The following is an 18,069-nucleotide window of genomic DNA, read 5'->3' on the forward strand; positions in this document are numbered from 1 at the left end:
CTGGTCGATTCGCACACCGGCCTCGCCGACCTGCTGGTTCTGAACGGCAACACGATCGAGGGCCATGTCGGCACGACCGACGGCACCCTGGCATTCACCATCACGGTCGATCCGGCCACGGGGCTCGTGACCTTCACCGAGTATCGGGCGGTGAAGCAGCCGCTTGGCACCAGTCCGGACAACGGCGAAGGCGTGACGCTGGCGCCGGGAATCGTCAGCCTGGTTGCAACCATCACGGACCGCGACGGCGACGTCCAGAGCGCGAGCCTTGACCTCGGCAAGCAGCTCACGATCACCGACGACGGACCGAGCATCGCGGCAAATGGCACGACGCCATCGCTGTCGTTGAGCGAAACGCATCTGACCGCGACGGCGTTCGACGACCACATCGCCGGCTCGGCGCCGGATGCATCGCAGACGACGACATCGACCGACTTCTCGACGGCATTCACTTCGGTTCAAGGCGCCGATGGTGCGACCATCTGCTACGCGCTGACGATCAGCGGCGGCAACGATACCGCGTCGGGCCTGATCGATTCGCACACCGGCCTCGCCGACGTGCTGGTTCTGAACGGCAGCACCATCGAAGGCCATGTCGGCACGACCGACGGCACGCTGGCATTCACCATCGCCGTCGACCCGACAACAGGGCTCGTGACCTTCACCGAATATCGCGCGGTGACGCAACCCCTCGGTACCAATCTCGACACCGGCGAAGGCGTTACGCTGGGAGCCGGCATCGTCAACCTGGTTGCAACCATCACCGACAAGGACGGCGACGTCCAGAGCGCGAGCCTCGACCTCGGCAAGCAATTGACGATCACCGATGACGGTCCGACCATCGGCGGATTCCCGGAGACCTGCATCGCCGGTCAAGACGATCAGATCGCGACCGGCACCTACCACGTCAATTTCGGCGCGGATGGCGATGCCGGGATGCAGGTTGCGATCCACGACGGTGCGGTCGGCAGCACGGGATTCAACCTGGCCACGTCCAGCCTCGGTGGCGGCATCACCTCGGTGCATGTCACCGGAAATGGCGACGACTACAACTTCTACTATGCGACTCACACGGTGAGCGGCGGCGTCGAAATGGACGCCTACCTCTCGGATTCAGGCGGTACGCTGGCTGATCCCTACTTCACGCTGCTGATCAATCCGGACGGAACCTTCATCTTCGATCTCGAGAGCGTCGACGTGCTGAAGCAGGTCACCGTGACCGGCTCCACCTTCGGCGCCTCGGGCGGCGGCACGCCGTCCCTCACCGCCCCGGATAAAGAGCTCGTCATCACCGGATCCGACAACAGCGGCAATCCCATTGATGTCAAGGCGTCGAGCAACGGCATCGCAGTCGGCGATACCGGGCTCAGCATGGATCCCAACGAGCAGCTGAACCTTAAGTTCTCCAACGAGCAGCCGCAGATCAGCTTCATGCTGACCCAGTGGCAAGGCAATGGCACGGCGAGCGTGATCTTCAAGGTCCTGGACGGCGGCACCGACGTGCACGACTTCAGCATCGACGTTGCAAAGCCACATAGCGGCAATCCCACCGTGGTCGTGCAACAAACGTCGGATGCGTCGCTGATCGACACGTCTACTTTCGACAGCGCCACGTCGACCTACACGCTCTACGTTGGCAAGGAGTTCAACCAGGTCGGGATCGACTACAGTCAGGCGGCCAGCGGAAACGCCACCTTCACGGTCAACAACATCACCTATAACGAGAAGACGACCATCCCGAGCACCGATCTGCTTTTCGACGTGCTTGCCGCCGACAAGGATGGCGATACAGCCACGACCAGCCTTCAGGTCGATATTCAGGGCGTCACGACCGGGGCACCCGCGCCGATATTCGCGCCCAGTCCGGAAATTGCGGCAATGGCCGGCACCGTCATTTCAGATCCGATCGCTCATGTGCAGCACGATCTGATCCTGTAAGGGCCCTGAAGCCTGGTGAAAGTCCTGGCCCGCGTCAGCTATTGGCGCGGGCAGGATGATCTCTCGTATCAGTGCCAGCCTTCGCCGGCCTTCAGCGCCGCCGACAGGCTGCGCACCGGGCGCGTCACCAGCGGATCAAGATCGAAACGCTTCTCGAGCATCCTGAGGATCGACGTGGTGTCGAAGTCCTCATGCGCGACGCCCGACTTGTTGAAGCGCTTGGCGATCAGCAGCGCCGGAATGCGGGTGCCCGGGCCCCACTGGTCCGCAGCACGGGCCTCGGCACCATGACGGTTGAACGGCGGCGGCGGCACGTGGTCCCACTGCCCACCGAACTCGTCATAGGTGATGACGATCAGCGTGTCCTTGCCATCAGGCCCTTCGACGATCGCCTTGACGAGATCGACGAGATGCTGACTGCCTTCGGACTCGCTGGTGTAGCCCGGATGCTCGTTCTCCTCGCCGATCGGCTTGATGAAGCTGACCTGCTTCAGCCGGCCGGTCTTGGCTGCCTGGATGAACTCTGCCTCGTCCTTCAGGTGATCCCTGCGGGCCTGCGTTCCCGGCGCGTAATTGGCGAAGTAGTTGAGCGCCTGGTGGTGGTACTGGAAGTCCACGTCGGGGCAGTTCGGGAACACTGCGGTGGAGACATGGTTCGGATCGGTGCAGGTCGTGCCGTTGCCATTGGTCCAGCCGGAAGCACCGACGTCGCCATTGGCATTGGACCAGCCGCCCGAGTACCAGGCCCAGTCAACATGCTTGGCCGACAGCCGATCGCCGATGTTCGGCGTGTGCAGCGGCGGCAGGCGCTTGATGTCCGGAGTGCCCGGCGAATAGGGCTGGTAGGTCGGCTGCGTGGTGTTAACCGCATAGTCACCGCAGGCGAGGCCCGCCGGCAGGCCGGCCTGGTTGCACTTCGCCGTGAGCTGCGCGTCCTTCACGGTGGAGAGCGGCGCATAGAGCGGCGTGCTGGTCGGCATGCCGTTGGCATCGACGATCGAGTGGAAGTCGTTGGCGCTGCCGTCGTTCAAGGCACCGACGAACTGCGGCGCCGCGGCCGCGACAAAGAATTGGTGGTTGAGGAACGAGCCGCCGAAGGCACCCTGGAAGAAGCTGTCGGCGATGACGTAGTTCGGCGCGCCGTGGCCGTGGAGATAGCTGTAGATCGGCAGCTTCTTGGTGTCGTAGTAGCCCATCACCAGGCCCGAAGCGTCGCTGCCGGTCACGTAGCGGTTCTGCCGGCCGCCGTTGAGCTGATACTGCTCGCTGTAGAAGCGATGCACGATGTCCTCGGTACAGCCGCCGGGCGCGCCGGTGCCGTTGAGGAAGCCGTGCGCGGCGAACGCACCGACCGGCTTCGGACAAGTGGTCGCCGAGGTCGGGATGAAGTCGTTGATCTCGAACGGCTTGTTCTTGAACGCGCTCAGGATCGCGACCGAGCCCGTGTTGTCGGTGCAGGTGGTCGGCTGCGGCGACGGAGAGGTCAGATTGACGTCGTTCTGCAACAGGCAGGCATAGACGGTCTGGTTGTCCTGGCGGACCTGCAGCGTATGGGCCTGGTCGGCGTCGGAAGTACCGTTGATCTTGTCGCGGCCGACATCGCCCCAATGCCCGTACAGGTTATCGAAGCTGTGGTTTTCCTGATAGATGACGACGATGTGCTTGTACTGATGCACGCCCTCATGGCCGCGGTCGCGCAGCTCACGCAGTTCGTCCCGCACCTCGTGCTTGAACTCATCAACGATCTTTTCGACCAAATTCTCGGCGTTTGCCACCGGTGAGATGGCAACGGCGCCAGCAACAACTGCGAGCGCCGGAATGGCTCCCCAAAGCCGCATAGTGCTCTCCTGATTCCAGAAAGAAATAGAAATGGAGTTGCACGCTATGCAAAACACATTTCGCCGGGATGACCGTTTTTCGACGCGCGCACAAACGCGTGAAAGAACCCGCACACGCCGATCATTTTTCTTTCTGTCATATGCAGCGCCGCTTCCGGCCCGTTGATTGATCGTCATCAAACCGCAATCAACAGTCGTCTATCCAAACAGATGGTCATTGATCCTGCCGACAGGAAACTGTCACCTCGGTGACATCTTCCGACGTCGGGCGGCGCATATGCATTGTGACAAGGGGCGTACTCTCGCAATGGCTTGGGATATTCTGGCGTCCGGCTCCGCGAAATGTCGTGCGCCATCTGCCGATCGCGACGTGAGACCGCGGCGGACTGCATTGCTGGCGCTCGTGGTTGCCTTGCTGCCGTTGCGCGCACTGGCGTTTCCGCTCGGCGGCGACCAGACCGTGCTGCCGGCCGGCACTGAATTTTCCGAGGACGCCCTGGTGCGGCCGCGCGAGCTCTTTCATTCCGAGGCGATGGGCGGCCGAAAGTCCTATTTGGTCAATCTCGGTGATCTCGCGTTCAACTCGCCTTCCATCCTCGGCGGCAAGGCGCGCCAGGCCGAGATGAGCTGCGGCACCTGCCACGTCAGCGGCGCATCGAACCCGAAGCTGTTCGTTCCGGGCGTGTCCTCGCGCCCCGGCACCTTCGACACGACGAGCCTCGTCTTCAACGCGAGGACCTTCAACAGCATCCTCGACCCGGTCAGGATTCCGAGCCTGCGGGGCGCCCGCTTCCTCGCTCCCTACGGCCATGACGGGCGCATCACCTCGCTGCGCGAGTTTGTATATAATGTCATCGTCAACGAGTTTTCCGGCCCGCGGCCAAGCGACCAGGTCCTCGACGGCCTCGTCGCCTATATCAACGACATCGACTTCCTCCCCAATCCGAAGATCGCGCCCGGCGGCAGGCTCGGTGCGCAGGCAAGCGTGGCCGAGCGCCGTGGCGAGGCGCTGTTCTTCAAGCCGTTCCCGAAGCAGGCCGAGCTCAGCTGCGCCGGCTGTCACATTCCGGGTGGAACCTTCAACGACCAGGTGCGTCACGACGTTGGATCGGGCGGGCTGGTGAAGACCCCTACCCTGCTTAACGCCAATTTCAACGCGCCGTACTTCCACGACGGCCGCTACGACAGCTATGAGCAGGTGGTCGATCATTTCGACCGCGTGTTCGACCTCGAACTGTCGACCCAGGACGTGCAGGACCTCGTGGCCTATCTGAATGCGGTCGGCGACGGCGAACGTCCGTTCGACAAGGACGGCGTCGTGCTCCGGATGAAGGAAGTGCTGGAGCTCTCAAGCGTGCTTGAGGCCGCGATCCCGGCCGCCGATACCGCGGCGGTGTCGCTCGCCGTGACCGGGGTCGGCGCCGAACTGCGCGAATTGACCGAGCACATCCCGGACATCAGGAACACCTCGATCGGCGGCAAGGACGAGCGGCTCGCGGCGCGCGCGATCCTGAAGGAACTCGTCCTCACGCTGCGCCGCATCGACCTCGAAGTCGCGGCCGGTCATATCGACGAAGCGATGACGGAGTATCGCAGATTTGCCCAGCTGGTGAATTTCGACGTCCCCGTCGCCCTGAAAAAGGCCGAGCCGTGGTCGCTGTTCAACAGCACCGTGCATCAAGCCCACTACACGGCACTCGGCCGGATGCTGCCGGTCACCAGCGGGCAATCACAGTAGCGCACGGCCCATCACTGCGAGGCCGGCGGCTCGACCCATACGTCGCTCTGCTGGATCCGGCGGATCAGCGCGTGCGGGTCGAACTTGCGCAGACCCGCGGGAAGTTCGAAGCTTTGCGCCGGCTGGGGCTCGTCCCGGATGTGATCGGCTGATATCACCGTCCCGTCTTCGGTCTTGATCTGCACCGGAAAGCTGCGCGCACGGTCGATCCAGCCGGTGAAGCCCAGACCGGACGGTGCGGCGATTCGATAGATTTCGGTGTTGCGCCCCGCGATGGCCTGCTGTCCATCGTGCTGGCAGTGCCACGTCGCGAGATCGACCGGCGCGGATAGCTGCGCCATCACCAGCCATTGCCGGCACGGATCGTCGGGATCGACCGGCACGAACTGCTGGGTGAGCGGGCTCGATTGCATCGCATTCATGAAGACGTGCGTGGCCGGCCGGACGAAATAGGCGGCGGGGCCGGCCGTATCGAGCAGGAAGAAGCCGTCGGGCAGCGCGGTGGTCTCGATGCGCGCTTTTCGGCCCGAGACCCGCAGCGTTCCCATGGCGGTTGCCGCATCGTCCTTCCGCGCGACGAGGTCAGCTGCAAATTGCTGCGCCGTCGCCGGCATCGGCGCGACGGCCAGGATCGCGATCGCGGACAGGCAAGCCGCCACACGCCTGCGCTCCTTGCATGTGTTTTCGTCGCGCGTCATCGCAGATCCCCGGTCGTCCAGTTGATGGGCAGGCAGAACATGACGGCGCCGACCGAACCAATGGTTCGATCGGCGCCGGCCTTGGATGGATTCAAGACCTCGTGGTGGACGAGGGCCCGATCACTCGGTGTAGGACAACGTCACCGGCTTGCTGAAGTCGAACGCGTCGAACAAGTCAGAGAGCGCCGGGCTGTTGGTCGGGACGTACTCGTTGTTCTTCGAGTAGCTCGGGTTCGGCAGGTTGTCGCGGCTGCGGTTCGTGAGCGGCTGGAGGCCCCAGTTGCGTTCGATGAACTTCAGCAGCGAAGCGTGGTCGGCGTAGTTGTGGTTGACCTTGCCGCCCGTCGAATAGGGCGAGAGGATCAGGGTCGGAATGCGCGGTCCGTCGCCGAAGAAGTCGATCGACTGCTGGTAGCCGGAGTCCCAGTAGCCGCCGGCCTCATCCCAGGTGACGAAGATCGCGGTATCAGCCTTCAGCTCCGGATTGTTCTCCAGCGCGTTGAGCACGTTCAGGACATAGGCCTCGAACAGGTCAACCTTCGAGCTCTGCGGGTGACCGTCGAGCAGACCGTCCGGCTTGCCGAACGACACCGCGGGCAGCGTGTTGTTCTGGATCGCCGTGATCAGATCGGCAGTGTCCTTCATGTGGGCCTGACGCACGGCCGGGTTGGCCATGATCGAGGTCGCATACTGGAACGGATTGCAAATCTGGCAGTAGGCAACACCGAGCGCGTGCGCCGGATCGGCGACCGCAGCGGCGCTGAGGTTCGGGTTCGACGGATTGGCGGCAACCGCGGCATTGGAGAGCGCCACGGCGTCGTTGAACGCGCCACCATAGAACGCCCAGGAGATGTTCTTCTCCATCAGCGCATCGCCGATCGTGCGAACCGACGACGGCGGCACGTTGTTGCCGCCCGACAGCGCGCCGTTCGGCAGGTAGCCCGGATTGACGTTGTTGAGCATGTAGTAGTGGTTGGGCTTGCAGTTGGGCTCCGCCGCGTACGGCAGATTGTTGAGATAGTTGACGATCGGCTTCACGCCGGGCTGGAACACGTCCGAGCAGTTGCTCCAGTTGCCGTCGACGGTGTAGCGATTGACCGAACCCGCGACCGGATTCGGATTGGCGATCAGGTTCGCCGGCGGCGTCACCGGATTGCCCTTGCCGTCGCTCCAGAACGCCGCGTCGCCGGTGCCGAGCATGAAGTGGTTCGCGCCGGTGCCGCCGTGGAACGACTGGTGGAAATTGTCGCTCAGGGTGAAGCGGTCGGCGAGCATCTTCAGGACCGGGGCCTGACCCTGCTGGGCATTGTAGAAGCCCATCGAGTTGGCCATGCTCTTGTTCGACGACGAATAGGTCGCCATCACGAACGGGAACAGGTCGTTGAGGCATCCCGAATTGTTCTTCTTGGTGGCGTTGGCGGCGTTGCAGTCTTCCTGCTGCCAATCCTGATAGAAGCGATGGGTCGAGTCGCCCGTATAGTCGTCGTCGCTGATCTGCTCACCCTGCAGCGGGAACGGTCCGTTCAGACCGCCGGCGCCGGGCACGCGGGTATCCAGCACACCGGTCGGCAGGCCGCTGAAGCCGGTGGTGAGGATGTCGAGATCGGCCGGATCCATGTCCTTTTCGACACTGGCTTCGGTGATCGTCTTGAACGGAGGCGACGTGTCGCTCTGCGCGGTCGGCGTGCCGTTGGTGTTCGGCTGCGGCATCAGATTGGTGGCGTTGTAGGGCGACTTCGAGATGGCAGGCGCACCGATGTAGTACAGCGGCTGGCCCGCGACCGAGGCCTGCTGCGCCAGCGCGAAGTTCGGTCCCGGCGTTCCGTCCTCGTTGACGATACCCTTCGACAACAGGTTGGAGATGGTCTGCCCCTTGCCCTTCGGCTTGTACACACCGAAGGTGTGATCCAGGCCGCGGTTCTCGCCGATCAGAATGATGACGTGCTTGATCGGCGACGCCGTCTTGCCCTTGTCGCCGTGATCCTTGCCACCATGATCTCCATGGTTCTCATGCTTCGTACGATCGCCCTCTTCTTGCGCCTGGTGATTGTGATGCGAACGCTTGTCCCAATCACTGCGACCGCCCGGATAGTGAGCGGCATATGCGGCAGTTGCGACCAGCACCGTTGACGCGATGCAGAGCGCGGTGCTGGTTCGCCAGTGCTTTTTGTAATTCAAACTCATTGTCGACCTCAGGGTGTTTGCGGATAGCAACACGCCCTGCTTAGTGCGACAGTATGACGCATGCTTTTCGCTTACGTGAAAGCGCGCGAGAAATTTCGAAACGTTCAAAGATTTTCTGTGGAGACATCTGCCGCCGCACGACGCATCTCCACTAATCGACTTTCGATCGATGATCGAAAATCGACGCAGCAGTCCACGCAACGACGCGTTGCGCGAATCCGCTACGATAAAAGCCGATCAATGCGCGATGTGCCTGGAGCGCATCACCTCGCGAAGTGCAGCGTAATGCTGGTCGTGCACATCTTGATTGAACAGCGACCACGGCTCGGCGCTGGCCAACAGCGCAGGCACAGCAGCGGCCATCAGGTTGCGATAGTTCCTGAACTCGGTTGCAGCATCCGCGTTGCGGCCCGCGGCAACCGCCATCTCGATGCGCCGCAACGTCAGCACGAGCTCTTTGAGCCCGTTGCGCGCAAGCACACGCTGCTGCTCGCCGCCCGACACGCTGGTGTTCTTGCGATCGGGATATTGCTCGGTCAGTTCGCGCAGTTCGCGGCCGATCGTATCGACCGCCAGCCCGACGATGTCCTTGTCACCGGCGGGAATCGCCGTCGCGAGCACCGTCGAGAAATCGTTGATCTCCTTCAGCGTCGCACCGGCGCCGTCGCGTTCATAGGGCTGCACGCCGTCGCCGACGGCCGTGAGATAAGCGACGAGGTCGCCCTTGTCCTGCGCCGAGAGCTCGAGCTGAAAGGTCCGGTCGAAATAATCGACGACCTGGTTGTAGTTATCGAAGCGGCCGTCGTGGAAATACGGCGCGTTGAAGTCGGCGTTGCGCAGCGTCGGCGTCTTGAACAGTCCGCCTGAACCGACATCGTGCTGCTGGTGATCGACAAAGCCGGACGACGGAACATGGCACCCCGCGCAGCTCAGTGCAGCATCGTGCGGGAACGGTTTTGCGAACAGCGCCTCGCCGCGGCGCTCCGCGTCGGTGATCTTGCCGGCCAGTCGTCCGGCTGGACCGAGACTCGGATTGGGCAGGAAGTCGATATCGTGAAGATAGGCGACGATCGCATCGAGTGTTGCCGGCGACGGCTCGGGACCGGCAAACTCGTTGGTGATGACATTGTGGACGAAATCGCGCAGCGAGGCGAAGCGGCCGTCGGCGCCGTAGGGCGCAAGATAGCGCGCGCCGCGCAGGCTCGGGATCCGCACCGGATCGAACGCCAGATTGTTCGCCTTCGGATTGAACAATGGGCCCGTGGTGTCGAAGGTGCCGGGCCGGCTCGACATCTTCGGCATGAAGAATTTGGCGTTGTTCGCACCATTGACGTGGCAGGTGCCGCAGCTCACGCCGGCCTGCCGCGCCACCTCGCCTAGCAGTCCCGGCGAATTGAAGGCGAGATCACCGAGATTGACCAGATACGATTTGGCTCCGGTCCGCTCGGACTGGAACACCTCGCGCGGCTTGTCGAGCGCATCCTCGTTCAGCTCGGTCGCGACCGGCAGCACGGTCTTGTCGCCGTCGACCGGAAACGCTGCCGCACGCCCGAGCAACGCGAGGGCGATGACGCCGGGAAGCAGCGCGGCCAGCCGCCGGTGGAACGATGTCATCGCGCCTGCGCCTCCAGGGTCGGGCGTTGCAGCCCGAGCTTTGCCGAGGCGCTCTGCAGCGCGACGACCAGCTCCTCGCTGGTCTGGCGCAGATCGGCGATATTGATGTGAGGCAGGTCGGGCGTGGCAACGATCGCCTGCAGCTGCTCGATGCGGTTCGTCACCATCTCGTCGAGCTTGCCGTCCACCGTGTTGAGCGCGGCGGAGAATATCGTGTGATAGGCGAAGTCGATGCCGGCGATATTGTTGCGCATGTCGTCCAGCGAAGTGCCGCTGATGCGCGACTCGCCGCCATCGGCCTTGCTCTCGCCGACTTCGTAGGCGAGCCGCACCGTGCCGTCGAGCAGGCCCTGCGGCGTCAGCTTGATGTCCTTGAGCTTGCCGTGAAGATCATTCAGGTGCTCGACGAGGCCGGTCGCATCGGTGGCGACGTCGGTGCTGGCAGCGCCGAACAGTTTTGCCTCGATGGCATGAAACCCGCTGTCCGCGTTCGGCCAGGCGTCGATCTGCGCATCGAGCTCGGGCACGAAGCCCGCGGTGAACACCTCCGAGCGCTCCCAGCCGGCGCGCGCCGACAACCAGGCTTTCCTTGCACCGGGCAGATCCGCAGCAGCGGCGCGTTCGCGCAACGCACGCGCGCCCGCCAGCGCGCTGCCGACGCCCTCGATCAAGTAGGGCCGATAACGCTCGGCGCCGTCCTCGAGAGCGCCCGCATTCGCGGCGCGCACGCCTGCCGACGCGGCCAGCAAAGCCAGGCACGCCGCCACTCGCATCTTGTACATAGTCAACCCACTCATCTGCCGCGAAGGGCTCGCGGCACGTAGCGGAGCGAACTATTGTCGGTATCCTATGCGGATTTGTGACAGCGCAGACTTTTTGTCGCATCTTTTCTGTTTCATCATCGTCGATGACGATCACAATGCCGCAAACGCATCATGCGGCGCTGCTGATCGATTGAAAATGCACTGTTCAATGCGCGCGAGTTGTTGCAACACATTGTGCTTACGCGTCACACTTGTCCCGTTACCATGCAGATCGATCACGAAGCGCTTTACTTCATTGCATCTTATAGCGCGCTTTGCGTGCTGTGTTGCGCCGTCGCGCTGATCGATCTTCGCCACGGCATCATTCCCGACTGGCTGAATCTTGCGATCGCAGCACTCGGACTTGCGAACATCGTTGTCACTGACAGTGCAACAGCCGCCTTCAGTGCGATGGCGATCGCCGGCCTCGTCGGCGTCGTGTTCTGGCTGTTGCAGCGCCTCTACTTCGCCCTGCGGCACGTGGACGGCCTCGGGCTTGGCGACGTGAAGTTTCTTGCCGCCGCGTCGATCTGGGTCGGTGCGTCGGGGGTTCCAACCCTGCTGCTGATCGCGGCGCTCGTGGCACTTGGTGTGGCCGGCGGCCTGCAACTCGCGGGACACGCGATGAAGCGCCAGACGTCGATCCCGTTCGGCCCTTTTCTTGCGCTCGGGCTTCTCCTGACGCCGGCACTTCAGAACTGGCTTGCGCTGAACTAGCTGCTGCGGGACGTCCCCTTACATCTGACGTCGCAGGGCCAATGGCTTGCGCTCGGTGCTGACCGGAACGAGGCGGGCCTCGCCGCTCTCATCACCACCAGGCTGAGGCAATGTGAGCACCGCCTCGTGCTCGTCCTTCTCCATCGTGGCTTCGCGCGCTTTGATGGTTCGCAGCTTCCAGCCCTGGAAATCGTCGCCGATCTTCAGCCGCAGCGCGGTCTTGTTCGATTGATCGAGAAAGATTCCGAAGCTTTCGTCATCTCCCGAGATCGTGCCGACCAGCGACAGCGGCGGCGGCTCGGTCGCGACCTTGCGCGGCGGTGGCGGCACAGGCTTGCTGACCTCCGGTTCCGCAACCACGGCAGGCGGAGGCCGCCGCGACGGCGAGAACACCGGGCGGTCGCGGGTATTGGACAGCGTCGTGAGCGGAATGCCCCACAGCGGATTTGCGCTGAGCGGCCGCGGCGTCGGCGCAGGCGACGGGGCCACCCGGACCGACGTCACCGGTTCGGAGGCCGGCGGCGAGCTCAGCACCGGCCCCCCCAGACGGGTCTCGTCGAGCAACCCGGCATCCAGCGCATCGCCGGACCGGTCCGGCACGGCGGCCGGCGCGGCTTGAGCCGACATCGCGAGCAGCACGATGATCGCAGCATGGCGTCGCATCATTTGGCTCCTCGCCATTGTCCGGACACGCCGAGCAGCACGCGCAACTTGCCGGGATCGCTGCCCTTGGCGGCTTCGTCGGCAACCGGTTGCACCACCAACTGGTCGATGAACAGGAACGGCATGCCGGCTTCAAGATCGTAGAGCACCTGCTGCAATTGCGCCTGCTCGATCTCGCTGCTTGCCACCATGCTGATGAAGCCGGCCTTGGCCGGTGCGTTGGGAACGTCGAGCTGCGTCGACAGCACGTTGCCGCCGGCCTTGATCACCGCACCCGACACCCGTTGCAGCAAGGTGGCGCCAGCAACCGTGACCGTCGCCCCCTCGAGATAGGCGGAACCGGTCGGCATGGCGGCCTCGCCGGGCGCGGTCTTCGCCCTGGATCGTCCCTCCAATTGCTCCAGCATTCCGGCCGATGCCGCAACATCGCTGCGCAGGCCGATGAGATCCGAGAGCGACGAGATGACGACGAAGAGCAACAGCACGACGAGACCGAGATAGCTCGCGGTGGCGACGAGGGGTGAGGTGCTGACCGCGGTCAGCGATCGGGATGCTACGCTCATGAGCCGGACCCAAAATAGGCTGATATGTTGGCTTCGACGTGGAACCGCTCCGCCGATTCATTCGCCGCGCGGGTTGTCGGCGCGAAGAACGTCGCGCGGGTGAATTGCGGCGACTGCTCCAGCAGCCGGATCAAGGATGGCGCATCCTGGGTCAATCCCACCACCTGCACCTTGTTGCCCTCGATACGGAGCTCCGTCACATAGGTCGTGTCCGGCAGCACGCGCGAGATCGCTTCCAGGACCATGACGCTCGACGGCGTCGTCTGCTTGCGCTTGGCCAAGAGGCCGAGGCCGGACGTATTGCCGTTGGCATCGAGGCGCAGCGCGGCGCGGCGCTGCGAAATCCGATGTTGCAGATCCTCCTGCTCGGATTGCAGCCATCCGCCGACATAGATGTTGAGCAGCATGCAGACCGCGGCCGCGGCGGCCGTCGAGACCAGGGCGATGCGCAGCAGCCGTGGAACCGCAGGCCCGGCAAGGCCGCGCAGCGATCGGTCGAGCAGCGTCACCTGCTGCGGCGTGCCATCGCTGCCGACTGCCGGCGCCGAGACCGCAATGGAGGCGGCGCCGAGCATCCTGGCCATCCGGACCACCGGATCGACCTTGGCCGCCGCGGTCGCACCGAACGCGACTTCGATGCGGTCGTTGGCGATCGGCTGCGGCGAACCCCAGCCGAACACCGCATCGGCGGCGGACCATGGCGTCAACCGGTCGACCTGCGCACGGATCATGCCGTCGAGAAAGTCGCTTGCCTGGCTCGGGAAATCGAGCACACGGCTGACGATGTGATCCGAACGCAAACGCACCTCGATGCGGCTGCCGTCGAAGGCCGTCTTCCACTCCGCCGGCAGCGCAGGTTGCGGTACATCATGATCGAGCCGGAACGAAACCGGAGCTGCGGGCGAGCCGTCCTTGGCCGCCGCCAGGCGGGCGGTGAAGGTGCCGTCGCCATTCTCGTCGAGCTCGACGCTGCGCCGGCGCACGAACCTGCCCGCGACGCCGTCAACGGCCGTCGCGACCGCGCCGATCCATTGCTCGAACCATTGCCGTGCTTCGGCAAGCATTGCCATCACCCTCTCCCGCGCAACATAACCGGGCCTCTCGGTTCAAGATCGTTCTGCCAGGACAACACACGATAGGGCTCGGCCTTGTCGCCGAGCGCGATCACCGCTTCAGACGTGGTGCGGTGACCGTTGCGGAATCGGATCGATATCGCGATCCGGTAGCAAGGGCTCTGCGCCGTCGACGCCGCACCCTGCGGGTTCTGGGCCTGCGCTCCCGCGGCGATGCCGTTCGGCGACGGAGCATTCGAGCCGAGCGTGCTCGAGCCGAAACTATCCTGTTGCTTCCCCGATGCCTTATCCACCGCCAGCGCGACTTCCGGCGCGGCGATCTTCGGATCGACATCCGGACTGCCGTTGAACACCGTCACGAACGGCAGCACGCGGTCGACAAAGGCCTCGGGGATGCCGGCGACCAGCGCCAGCTCGTTGACATGGGTGAACAGCCCCTGCTTGGCGAATAGCCCAGCGCGTTGTAGCGCGCGGCCTCCACGTTCTCGCTGCCCGGCGTCGGCCGGGTCCGCCAGCCGACGATGCGGTCGGCATATTCCGAGGCGGCGTCCTTCTGAGCGCCGAGCACGACGAAGAGGCCGGCCAGCATCTCCTTCGACGCGTAGTTCAGGTCAACACGGCCGGCCTCCGACGTGAAGCTGACACCAACGCTGGCATCGTCCAGCCCGAACTGAAACGCGCCGTGCTGCGGCCGCGTCTTCTCATCCGTCAGCGTCAGCTGATAGGCGGTGAGCTCGAGCCCGGCCGAGACCAGCGCCTCCGTCTGCAACGAGACGTCGCTCGCCGCCAGCGCCCGCGCCGACGCGGCAAGATAGGCCGAGAAGATGACCGCCAGCGACGACAGCGCCAGCAGGATCCAGAGCACCGCAACGATGACGAAGCCGCGGTCAGCCGGCGATCGGCCGCTATTGCCGGGCGCACCCATCAGGTCTTCCCCTGATCGGTCGGAACATTGGAACTGCCCTTGTCGCCGCAATTGCCGTCCGGCTTGGTGCAATCGCTCGGGATCTGGACATGGACCGGCGCGATGGTCGAAACCGACAACACGCGCTGGCTCACCGCGTCACGCACGGTCAGCCGGATCATCGCCGGCAGCCGCTCGGCATCCTTCCACGCGTTCTTCCAGGCCCGGTCGACACCGGCATAGGCGAAGGACAGCCGATACGGCGCACGCAGCAGCACCACGGGGCTGCCGAGATGCACCTGCTCCGACAGCGACACCCCGTCGGCGAGGGGCGTGAATCGCGCCTGCGAACGGACCGTGACGAACTCGCCGCGATCCCTGACCTCGCCAAGGTGCACCACGTCGAGCCCCGGGCCGGCATTCGGCCCCAGCGAGGTGCGCACGAAGGTCACTGACAGTTCCGATCCGTCGAACAGCGGCTTGTGGGTATCGCGGTTGGCCGCAACGAACTCGGCCGCGGCAAGATCGGCGCCGATCCGTTCCAGCGCGATCCCGATCAGTTCGCTGCGCTGGATCCGATCGAGCCCCCTGTTCCAGCTCGGCAGCCATTCCCCGGTGATGCCGGCGAGCGCCGACAGCAACAGCCCCATCAACGCCAGCGCGACGATCATCTCGATCAGCGTGAAGCCGCGCTCATTGGTTCGCTGTGCTGTCCTTGCCCGGATCATTCCGCAGACCTCGGCATCAGGCGCACGGTGCGAATGTCGGACAGCGCACCGCCTGGAGATTTGACGCGAATCCGCACCAGCTCCGGAGCCCAGGGCACATTGCCTTCGGGCACCGTCCAGTTGCCACCGAGCGGACTGACCTCGATGGTCCAGCTATAGCCCTCCGCCTGTCCGGTCGTCGTACCCGACTGCAATTCGGCGCGCGGCGGAATGCCGACCGTCATCAATGTCCGCACCGCCTGCATCAGCGCCACGTGTTGCTCCATCGCCCGGACGCCGCGCGTCTTGACGCCCATCACGGCGCCGATCGCAACGATCGAGACAGCCACCAGCGCCAGCGCCACCAGCACCTCGATGATGGTGAACCCCGCCTCACTGCGGTCAGTTGGCGGCGACGTCGCGGGCAACGATTTCAACCCTTCCGGTGAGCCAGTTGACGCGGACCTCATATCCCGTATCGAGCCGCGTCAGCGCGATGGAGCCGCCGCAGGAACCGCCATTGGCGAAGAAACGGATGGTCGACAGTGCCGCGCGGCGCTGGCAGCTCTGCGGCAGCACCGCATCGAACCGCACGTCATCGGGGATCCGCACCGTCATGCGCGACGACCCTGAATGGATCACGCGGCTCGGCGCATCGACCAGCGTCGCAACGCTGGTGCTACGCTCGATGGCGGCGTTCCGGTCGGCCTTAAGCAGCGTCGCGGTCTGCAGCGCATAGGCCTGCAAGCGCGACCGCGACGTCTGGTGCGGAATGAACGGAAGCAGCACGGCCGCCAGCAGCGCGATGATGGCGAGCACGCACACCATCTCGAGCAGGGTGAAGCCGCGCTGCGCCGCGTCATTCATGCTTGCCATGCATCCTTACTGGTCGTTGTTGGCGGCCGTGGTCTTCTCGAGCGAGATATCGGCCGAGGCACCGCTGCCGCCTTCCTGGCCGTCAGACCCGTAGGAGACGATGTCGTAAGGCCCGTGCTCGCCGGGCGAGCGATAGAGATAGGGGTGATTCCAGGGATCGTTCGGCACGTTGCCACCCTTCAGATACGGGCCGTTCCAGGCCGCGACCCCGGGCGTGCGCCGCACCAGCGCGGCGAGCCCCTCCGCCGTAGACGGGAAGCGCCCGGCGTCGAGATAGAACAAATCGAGCGCGCTGGAGAAGCTCTGCAGCTGGATGCGCGCGGTCTTGACCTTGGACTCGCTGAGATAGTTGAGCACGCGCGGTCCGATCAGCCCCATGATGAGGCCGATGATCGCGATCACCACCAGCATTTCGACCAGGGTGAAACCCGCCTCGCCCGAACGCCTCGGCGTTTGCGGCCGCACGCGACCGCGTCCCGCTCGCATGGATAATGCTTCGATGATGCTGTTGCGCGATATCATGACCGATGACCTCTGCTTTAACCGACTAGCTGCGTGACCGAGAGCAGCGCCGTCATGACCGAGACGATCAGCCCGCCGACGACGGTGCTGATCGTGATGATCGCCAGCGGACCGACGATGCCGACGACACGATCCAGGCTGCGCTGCAATTTAGCTTCGTAGAATTCCGCCACCCGCCCGGCCAGCGCCGGCAGCTGCCCGGTCTCTTCGCCGAGCCGCAGCATGCGCACCGCCATCGGCGGCAGGCTGTCCGCCACCGCGAGTGCTTCGGACAATTTGCCGCCATGGCGGACGCGGTCCGCGGCGGCGGTCCAGTTCGCCTCGCTCCCGGTCACTGCCATGATGTCGACGAGGATGCGCAGCGCGGCCGTGAGGTTGACGCCGCTGCCGAGCAGGACGCCCAGATTGCGGCAGAACAGGCTGGCGCGATAGAACTGGAACGCGCTGCTGATGCCCGGCACCCGCGAAATGCCGTTGACCAGCGCAGCGCGCACCCGCGCCTGTCGCAGCAGCCACCATGCGAGCGCAATCGTCGCCGCGCTGATCAGGCTTGCCGCTGTGGCGTTGGCGCGCAGGAAATCCGACAGCGCGATGAAGCTGGCGAGCGCCGTGTCCGAATTGCCGCCGAAATCACCGAGCACGGTCGAGAACTGCGGCAGCACGAACAGCAGGAAGAACAGCATCACGCCGGATGCCGCAACCAGCACGAAGGCCGGATACTGCATGGCGTCGGTCAGCTTGCGCCGCATCTGCTCGGACCGCGCGCGCTCGGTGCCCAGCATCTCCAGCACGGAATCGAGCGTGCCGGAGATTTCGCCGACCCGCACCAGCGCGATGTACATCGGCTGGAACAAGGTCGGATGGTCGGCGACTGCATCGGCGAAGCTCTCGCCGGTAAGCAGCGCTGCGCGGATCTTGGCGACCACCGGGCGCATCCGCCCGACATCGGCATCGCCGGACAGGAGCTCCAGCGCATCGTCGAGACGCGCGCCGGCTTTCAGCAGCAGCGCAAGGTCGCGCGTGAATGTGGTGACCTCGGCGGCACTCGGCCCGCCGAACAGGCTACGGCCGCCGCCGGCGCTTGATGCGCGCTTGTCCTCGGTGGTCTCGATCGGCAGCAGCTTGAGATATTCGATCCGTCGCGCCACCTCGGCCGCGGTCGGCGCCGAGATCGTGCCGTTCACGATCTCGCCAGCCTGGGTCAGAGCGCGATAGCGATAGTTCGGCACGG

At 64.5% G+C, this 18,069-nt stretch carries 18 protein-coding genes; 3 read left to right on the forward strand and 15 right to left on the reverse strand.

Going from position 1 to position 18,069, the window contains the following annotated elements:
• Positions 1-1,938: DUF5801 repeats-in-toxin domain-containing protein (locus ALC15_RS35565; RefSeq protein WP_244486398.1), on the forward strand; the 1,938-nt coding region annotated here is incomplete at its 5' end.
• A gap of 68 nt (positions 1,939-2,006) precedes the next feature.
• On the opposite strand, the gene ALC15_RS35570 is transcribed toward ALC15_RS35565, so the two are convergent.
• On the reverse strand, positions 2,007-3,776 hold the full coding sequence (locus ALC15_RS35570; protein WP_050631326.1) for an alkaline phosphatase family protein: 1,770 nt from the start codon (positions 3,774-3,776) through the stop codon (positions 2,007-2,009).
• 307 nt (positions 3,777-4,083) lie between these two features.
• On the opposite strand from ALC15_RS35570, the gene ALC15_RS35575 reads away from it, so the two are divergent.
• Positions 4,084-5,514 carry a cytochrome c peroxidase gene (locus ALC15_RS35575; RefSeq protein WP_094194319.1) on the forward strand — a complete coding sequence of 477 codons (1,431 nt, stop codon included), beginning with the start codon at positions 4,084-4,086 and terminating at the stop codon, positions 5,512-5,514.
• Between the two features lie 11 nt (positions 5,515-5,525).
• On the opposite strand, the gene ALC15_RS35580 is transcribed toward ALC15_RS35575, so the two are convergent.
• The 4 genes from ALC15_RS35580 to ALC15_RS35595 form a co-directional block, all read right to left on the reverse strand.
• A complete protein-coding gene (locus tag ALC15_RS35580) occupies positions 5,526-6,212 on the reverse strand; it encodes a hypothetical protein (RefSeq protein WP_244486399.1) in 687 nt (228 codons plus the stop codon).
• Between the two features lie 120 nt (positions 6,213-6,332).
• On the reverse strand, positions 6,333-8,396 hold the full coding sequence (locus ALC15_RS35585) for an alkaline phosphatase family protein (RefSeq protein WP_244486400.1): 2,064 nt from the start codon (positions 8,394-8,396) through the stop codon (positions 6,333-6,335).
• A 237-nt stretch (positions 8,397-8,633) separates the two neighbouring features.
• The gene (locus ALC15_RS35590) at positions 8,634-10,010 is read right to left on the reverse strand and encodes a cytochrome c peroxidase (protein WP_050631328.1); all 1,377 of its coding nucleotides are present in this window, start codon (positions 10,008-10,010) and stop codon (positions 8,634-8,636) included.
• Entirely contained in the window at positions 10,007-10,792 is a 786-nt protein-coding gene (locus ALC15_RS35595) for an EfeM/EfeO family lipoprotein (RefSeq protein WP_050631329.1), read from the reverse strand. Before ALC15_RS35595 ends, ALC15_RS35590 begins: the two co-directional genes overlap by 4 nt.
• Positions 10,793-11,038: 246 nt before the next feature.
• Here ALC15_RS35595 and ALC15_RS35600 point away from each other — a divergent pair, with 246 nt between their 5' ends.
• A complete protein-coding gene (locus ALC15_RS35600; RefSeq protein ID WP_050631330.1) occupies positions 11,039-11,530 on the forward strand; it encodes a prepilin peptidase in 492 nt (163 codons plus the stop codon).
• A gap of 18 nt (positions 11,531-11,548) precedes the next feature.
• On the opposite strand, the gene ALC15_RS35605 is transcribed toward ALC15_RS35600, so the two are convergent.
• The 10 genes from ALC15_RS35605 to ALC15_RS35650 are packed head-to-tail and all read right to left on the reverse strand — an operon-like array spanning position 11,549 to position 18,067.
• Positions 11,549-12,193: a hypothetical protein gene (locus tag ALC15_RS35605; RefSeq protein WP_244486401.1), complete on the reverse strand. Its 645-nt coding sequence runs from the start codon at positions 12,191-12,193 to the stop codon at positions 11,549-11,551.
• The gene (gspM, locus tag ALC15_RS35610) at positions 12,193-12,756 is read right to left on the reverse strand and encodes a type II secretion system protein GspM (protein WP_050631332.1); all 564 of its coding nucleotides are present in this window, start codon (positions 12,754-12,756) and stop codon (positions 12,193-12,195) included. The genes ALC15_RS35605 and gspM overlap by 1 nt, the downstream gene beginning before the upstream one ends.
• Complete coding sequence (locus tag ALC15_RS35615; RefSeq protein ID WP_050631333.1) at positions 12,753-13,826, reverse strand: PilN domain-containing protein; 1,074 nt, start codon at positions 13,824-13,826, stop codon at positions 12,753-12,755. The genes gspM and ALC15_RS35615 overlap by 4 nt, the downstream gene beginning before the upstream one ends.
• A complete protein-coding gene (locus tag ALC15_RS46725; protein ID WP_050631334.1) occupies positions 13,826-14,200 on the reverse strand; it encodes a hypothetical protein in 375 nt (124 codons plus the stop codon). Before ALC15_RS46725 ends, ALC15_RS35615 begins: the two co-directional genes overlap by 1 nt.
• On the reverse strand, positions 14,185-14,754 hold the full coding sequence (locus ALC15_RS46730; RefSeq protein WP_050631335.1) for a hypothetical protein: 570 nt from the start codon (positions 14,752-14,754) through the stop codon (positions 14,185-14,187). The genes ALC15_RS46725 and ALC15_RS46730 overlap by 16 nt, the downstream gene beginning before the upstream one ends.
• On the reverse strand, positions 14,754-15,461 hold the full coding sequence (locus tag ALC15_RS35630; protein ID WP_050631336.1) for a PulJ/GspJ family protein: 708 nt from the start codon (positions 15,459-15,461) through the stop codon (positions 14,754-14,756). Before ALC15_RS35630 ends, ALC15_RS46730 begins: the two co-directional genes overlap by 1 nt.
• Positions 15,458-15,868, reverse strand: a complete 411-nt coding sequence (locus ALC15_RS35635; protein WP_128089668.1) for a prepilin-type N-terminal cleavage/methylation domain-containing protein — start codon at positions 15,866-15,868, stop codon at positions 15,458-15,460. Before ALC15_RS35635 ends, ALC15_RS35630 begins: the two co-directional genes overlap by 4 nt.
• Complete coding sequence (locus ALC15_RS35640; protein WP_050631338.1) at positions 15,843-16,307, reverse strand: type II secretion system protein; 465 nt, start codon at positions 16,305-16,307, stop codon at positions 15,843-15,845. Before ALC15_RS35640 ends, ALC15_RS35635 begins: the two co-directional genes overlap by 26 nt.
• Positions 16,308-16,322: 15 nt before the next feature.
• On the reverse strand, positions 16,323-16,802 hold the full coding sequence (gene gspG / locus ALC15_RS35645) for a type II secretion system major pseudopilin GspG (RefSeq protein ID WP_050631363.1): 480 nt from the start codon (positions 16,800-16,802) through the stop codon (positions 16,323-16,325).
• Positions 16,803-16,855: 53 nt separating this feature from the next.
• Complete coding sequence (locus ALC15_RS35650) at positions 16,856-18,067, reverse strand: type II secretion system F family protein (protein WP_050631339.1); 1,212 nt, start codon at positions 18,065-18,067, stop codon at positions 16,856-16,858.
• Positions 18,068-18,069: the final 2 nt, after the last annotated feature.

Origin of the sequence: Bradyrhizobium viridifuturi (assembly GCF_001238275.1) — a bacterium.
In the GTDB taxonomy this organism is placed as follows: Bacteria; Pseudomonadota; Alphaproteobacteria; order Rhizobiales; family Xanthobacteraceae; genus Bradyrhizobium; species Bradyrhizobium viridifuturi.

Bases quoted from the DNA above. Each gene is read 5' to 3' on its own strand.
- ALC15_RS35570 (WP_050631326.1), bottom strand. From the start codon at position 3,776: ATGCGGCTTTGGGGAGCCATTCCGGCGCTCGCAGTTGTTGCTGGCGCC.
- ALC15_RS35575 (WP_094194319.1), top strand. From the start codon at position 4,084: ATGGCTTGGGATATTCTGGCGTCCGGCTCCGCGAAATGTCGTGCGCCA.
- ALC15_RS35580 (WP_244486399.1), bottom strand. From the start codon at position 6,212: ATGACGCGCGACGAAAACACATGCAAGGAGCGCAGGCGTGTGGCGGCT.
- ALC15_RS35585 (WP_244486400.1), bottom strand. From the start codon at position 8,396: ATGAGTTTGAATTACAAAAAGCACTGGCGAACCAGCACCGCGCTCTGC.
- ALC15_RS35590 (WP_050631328.1), bottom strand. From the start codon at position 10,010: ATGACATCGTTCCACCGGCGGCTGGCCGCGCTGCTTCCCGGCGTCATC.
- ALC15_RS35595 (WP_050631329.1), bottom strand. From the start codon at position 10,792: ATGTACAAGATGCGAGTGGCGGCGTGCCTGGCTTTGCTGGCCGCGTCG.
- ALC15_RS35600 (WP_050631330.1), top strand. From the start codon at position 11,039: ATGCAGATCGATCACGAAGCGCTTTACTTCATTGCATCTTATAGCGCG.
- ALC15_RS35605 (WP_244486401.1), bottom strand. From the start codon at position 12,193: ATGCGACGCCATGCTGCGATCATCGTGCTGCTCGCGATGTCGGCTCAA.
- gspM (WP_050631332.1), bottom strand. From the start codon at position 12,756: ATGAGCGTAGCATCCCGATCGCTGACCGCGGTCAGCACCTCACCCCTC.
- ALC15_RS35615 (WP_050631333.1), bottom strand. From the start codon at position 13,826: ATGGCAATGCTTGCCGAAGCACGGCAATGGTTCGAGCAATGGATCGGC.
- ALC15_RS46730 (WP_050631335.1), bottom strand. From the start codon at position 14,754: ATGGGTGCGCCCGGCAATAGCGGCCGATCGCCGGCTGACCGCGGCTTC.
- ALC15_RS35630 (WP_050631336.1), bottom strand. From the start codon at position 15,461: ATGATCCGGGCAAGGACAGCACAGCGAACCAATGAGCGCGGCTTCACG.
- ALC15_RS35640 (WP_050631338.1), bottom strand. From the start codon at position 16,307: ATGAATGACGCGGCGCAGCGCGGCTTCACCCTGCTCGAGATGGTGTGC.
- gspG (WP_050631363.1), bottom strand. From the start codon at position 16,802: ATGCGAGCGGGACGCGGTCGCGTGCGGCCGCAAACGCCGAGGCGTTCG.